The sequence below is a fragment of the Frankia sp. CcWB3 genome (assembly GCF_977927595.1).
Window position 1 is genome coordinate 9,594 of record NZ_CDWRCK010000112.1, and the last position, 3,880, is coordinate 13,473.

General features: G+C 66.6%; 4 protein-coding genes. 2 read left to right on the top strand and 2 right to left on the bottom strand.

Going from position 1 to position 3,880, the window contains the following annotated elements; translation table 11 throughout:
- The first annotated feature begins 659 nt into the window (after nt 1-659).
- Together ACY5KJ_RS10605 and ACY5KJ_RS10610 are read left to right on the top strand one after the other, a co-directional pair.
- Nucleotides 660-1,427, top strand: a complete 768-nt coding sequence (locus tag ACY5KJ_RS10605) for a glycoside hydrolase family 16 protein (RefSeq protein WP_462203275.1) — start codon at nt 660-662, stop codon at nt 1,425-1,427.
- Nucleotides 1,334-1,573 carry a glycoside hydrolase family 16 protein gene (locus tag ACY5KJ_RS10610; RefSeq protein WP_462189156.1) on the top strand — a complete coding sequence of 80 codons (240 nt, stop codon included), beginning with the start codon at nt 1,334-1,336 and terminating at the stop codon, nt 1,571-1,573. Before ACY5KJ_RS10605 ends, ACY5KJ_RS10610 begins: the two co-directional genes overlap by 94 nt.
- A gap of 187 nt (nt 1,574-1,760) precedes the next feature.
- On the opposite strand, the gene ACY5KJ_RS10615 is transcribed toward ACY5KJ_RS10610, so the two are convergent.
- Both ACY5KJ_RS10615 and ACY5KJ_RS10620 read right to left on the bottom strand, forming a co-directional pair.
- Nucleotides 1,761-2,792: a glycosyltransferase family 2 protein gene (locus tag ACY5KJ_RS10615; protein WP_462189157.1), complete on the bottom strand. Its 1,032-nt coding sequence runs from the start codon at nt 2,790-2,792 to the stop codon at nt 1,761-1,763.
- Nucleotides 2,789-3,655, bottom strand: a complete 867-nt coding sequence (locus tag ACY5KJ_RS10620) for a glycosyltransferase family 2 protein (protein ID WP_462189158.1) — start codon at nt 3,653-3,655, stop codon at nt 2,789-2,791. Before ACY5KJ_RS10620 ends, ACY5KJ_RS10615 begins: the two co-directional genes overlap by 4 nt.
- Between the last annotated feature and the right edge of the window lie 225 nt (nt 3,656-3,880).

Consider the following 3,880-nt stretch of genomic DNA (forward strand, 5'->3'; position numbering starts at 1 on the left):
TGCGCTTGGATCTGCGGTACGTGCAGAACTGGTCGCTGCCCCTCGACTTCTACATCCTCTGGCGTACCGTGTTCGCGGTCCTGCGCCGCGAGGGTGCGTACTAAAAGGGAGCGTACTGCGCCGTATCCGTCCCGGACCGTAGCCGGTCGCACAACACGGGCACGGTCGCCAACCTCAATGTGTGGTCAGGGATGCATCAGGCGGACCGAACCGCAACCAGGCCGGCCAGAACAGCTGCCGGTGCTTCCGTCTCGCCGTCCTCGCGTATAGTTTGCTCATCTGGCTTCGCAGCCCCGACCGGCCCTCCCTGCGTGGCGGGCACCTGTTCATGCTTGGCGTGCCGCGGACCCGCGGGTCCGTTATTCTAACGGCCGGTCTAGGTTTGATGCGCCTGGCGTCGACGTTAAAATTAAAATCTCCTCGGATAGCCACGGCCGATGTCCGGATGGCATGCTGGGTGCCGGGCAGACCGCGTCTTCGGAGTTGGCAATCCGTGTCCACGAGGAACCGTGTGCGACGGACAATGGCTACGGTCCTGTTAGTCGTGCCGGTGCCGTCGCCGTCGCTGTCTGGGGAGCACGGTGGAGCGATCTGCGGCGGGGGTTGTCATGCGAAAGACCGTTCGGCGGCCCGACCGTCGACTTTTGATAGTTTTGTTGGTGCTGGTGGCCGCCTGCGGACCGGCTTGGACGTCCGATGGCGAGGATGGGGGGTCGGCCTTGCCCGGTGGGCCGACGTCAGCCTCGTCGACCCCGCAGCCGGGGATGTCGTCGGATCCGTCCGACAAGCAGCCTGCGTCGTCGGGGGCCTCCACCCTGCCGGCGTCCCCGTCCCCGTCCGCGCCGTCGGCTGTCAGTGATCCGCCGGGTTCGACGTCGACATGGGCGCCGAATCCGGTCTGGGGAACGCCGGTCTACGCCGACTCCTTCAACGGGAACACGCTCGACCCGAACCGGTGGACGATCTACGACTCGCCGCAGGTCCCGCTGATGCCCAGGTCACCGGCCAACGTCTCGGTGGCGAACGGCACGCTGCGGCTCACCGGATGGATCGATGCGGCTGGGCGTGACGTTTCCGGCGGTGTCGCCAGCCGCATCAACCTGCGGTACGGGCGGTGGGAGGCGCGGATTCGCGTGGAGCGGGGGTCCGGGTACTCGGCGGTGGTACTGCTCTGGCCGCAGTCTGAGAAGTGGCCGGTCGACGGGGAGATCGACGTCATTGAGGTCCCGGACCCGCAGCGTCAGGTCGGCAGTAACTTCCTTCATTTCGGCAGCGATAATCGGCAGTTGGAAAAAAAGTGTACGCTGATTTTACCCAGTGGCACACAGTCGGGGTGGAATGGTTGCCGAATCGTATCGTATATTATCTGGACGGTAAGCCAACCTGGACGGTCAGGCGGCCGACGAATGCGCGTGAACGCAATATGATCCCGGTAAAGCCGATGCATATGACGCTTCAGCATGATCGAGGCTGTTTTCAGGTGGTCCCGTGCAGGAACGCACAGACGCCGCCAACGGTCACGATGTTCGTCGACTGGATCAAGATCTACCGGGCGCCGGCGAACCTGCTCTGAGACGTCTGGCACAACGATGGCCGCAGTGGTGGCACAGGGGGTTTGGCGGGAGCGGTTGCCGCCGGGTGGGTGACCTACGTGACGAGGCGTGCCGGGTGTGGGTGACGGGGAGCCGAGACCTGCTCTCCGTCACCCACACCGCGCGGGTCCTCGCTCGGGTATGTTCCCGGGCCGGCCCTCATCGTGCTTAGCCTGCTCGGCGTCCGAGTCGCCCGCGTAGGTAGCCGCAGGATGTCGCGGCCACTCCGAAGACGATCGCCGCTGCGCGCGAGCGGTGACCGGCGCTGGACAGATCACGCCAGACAGCCCGGGGAAGGGTCCGACTCACATACGTCCGCTCCGCCTCCAGGGCTGATTCCTGGCCGACGAGCCCGGCAACCCGCGCCTTGGACAGCCCCTCGGCATAGCAGCGTCGCCGGAAGTAGGTGAAGGTTGTTCGTTCGGTGGTCACCCGATGGGCGACCACCGATGCGGGCTCGTAGAGAACGACCGCCTTCGGATCGGACTGGCGCAGCCGAATCCCGAACTCCGTCTCCTCGCAGCCCATCGGGTCCGTGCCTGTGCGGCCGATGCCGTGCGTGAAGTCGCCGACCGCATCGAAGGCCGAGCGCCGAAAGGACATGGATGCGCCGATCGGGTTGCGGACGGGCGCCCGTGAGGTGGGCAGACCCTCGTAGCTGCATCCGACGACCCAGTCGAACTCGGGCGGGAACCATGTGGGCCGGGTGGTGGGCCAGGCCGGACGGGCGGCACCACCGACTCCCATGACACGGGAATCGGCATACGGGGCAAGCATGCGCTCGAGCCAGCTCGGTTCCGCCCTGGCATCGTCATCGAGGAAGACGACGATGTCGCCTGTGGTGGCCGCGATGCCGGTGTTGCGTGCGCCGGACAGGCCGCGTGGGCCCGTGCTCGCCACCACGGTGACATCCGGCATGGCGCTGACGGCACGCCGCAGCAGGGCCTCGTTGTTGTCAACGACGAGGACAAGCTCGTCGTGTACCCCGAGTTGGTCGTGGGCGCTGGCGACGGCCGCGCAGAGGTCGTCCCAACGGGCCTCGGTGTAGCAGCACACGACCACGGACGCGCTCGGTCGGTCGTCAGCAGACCGCGACCCGGGAAGATGCGCGGCGTGGGGTCCGGTTCCGGTGCGACTACCGGAGCCGAGGACGCCGAACTGCCCCAGGCCCGGAATGCTGCTGGTCACATCGTGGGTCACGCGTTCTCCAGCCGCGTCGTGGAGGTGGTGATCGAGGCGGCGGGGCCGGCCGGGGTGCTCAGGCCGAGTGGGGTGGTCGGCGCATGCTTCTGCTCGGGGATGTCGAGCAGTGGGTGCGGCGGGACGGTGGCACGTGGCCGGATCCGGGCCTTGCCACGGGCCTCGACCAGGATGGTGCGCAGCACCCGGGTGCCGTCGGAGAGCGCGTTGAGGTTGCTGGCGCCATGGATCCGGTGGTGCTCGTAGCTGGGCACCTCGACTACGCGCATGCCGGCGAGCGCGACCCGCATGTTGATGAGGGTCTCGACTTCGAACCCATCACCCCATCGCTTCACCGAGTCGGTGCGGCCGGGCTCCATCTCCAGCACTGGCAGGCAATGCCGCCAGAAGGCGTTGTAGCCGTAGCATAGGTCGGTGTAGCGACTGCCGATCAGCAGGTTGACCAGGCCGTTGAGTACCCGGTTGCCCAGGCGGCGCAGCTGGGTGATGTCGCTGCTCCCACCGCCAGCGCAGAAGCGGGAGCCCTTCGCGAAGTCTGCGCCGAGGACAAGCGCGGACACGTAGGCGTCGATCTCACCGGGATCGGCGGAGCCGTCCGCGTCGAGCATGACGATGATGGAGCCGGTGGCCGCCGCGAATCCACAGGCCAACGCGTTACCCTTCCCGCGGCGGGTCTGGTTTACGATGACCACGTCCGGCCGCAGTCGCCGTGCCACCTCGACGGTTCCGTCGGTCGACCGCCCGTCGACGAGCACGATCTCCGCATCGGCTGGCAGGCGGGCAAATACATGTGCCAGATTCCGGGCTTCGTTCAACGCTGGAATGACAACGCTGACCGTCGGCCGAGTCTGAGCTGTCGACATGAGAATTCTCCCCCATGAATCTTCAGTGCCCTTCGGCGCGAAGGGCCCGGGGCGCTGTGCCCTGCAGAACCTTCGACTAGGCAGATCTGCCGAGGAGTCAGAATTCCGTGAAGCAGGGTGGACGTAACCCCGTGCTTCCAGATGCCCCCCGGTGGTTGCCGCCTGCTTCCGGCGCGGACTACATACTCCCCAGGGCAGGATAGCAGTACGGATGCGGGGATTGAT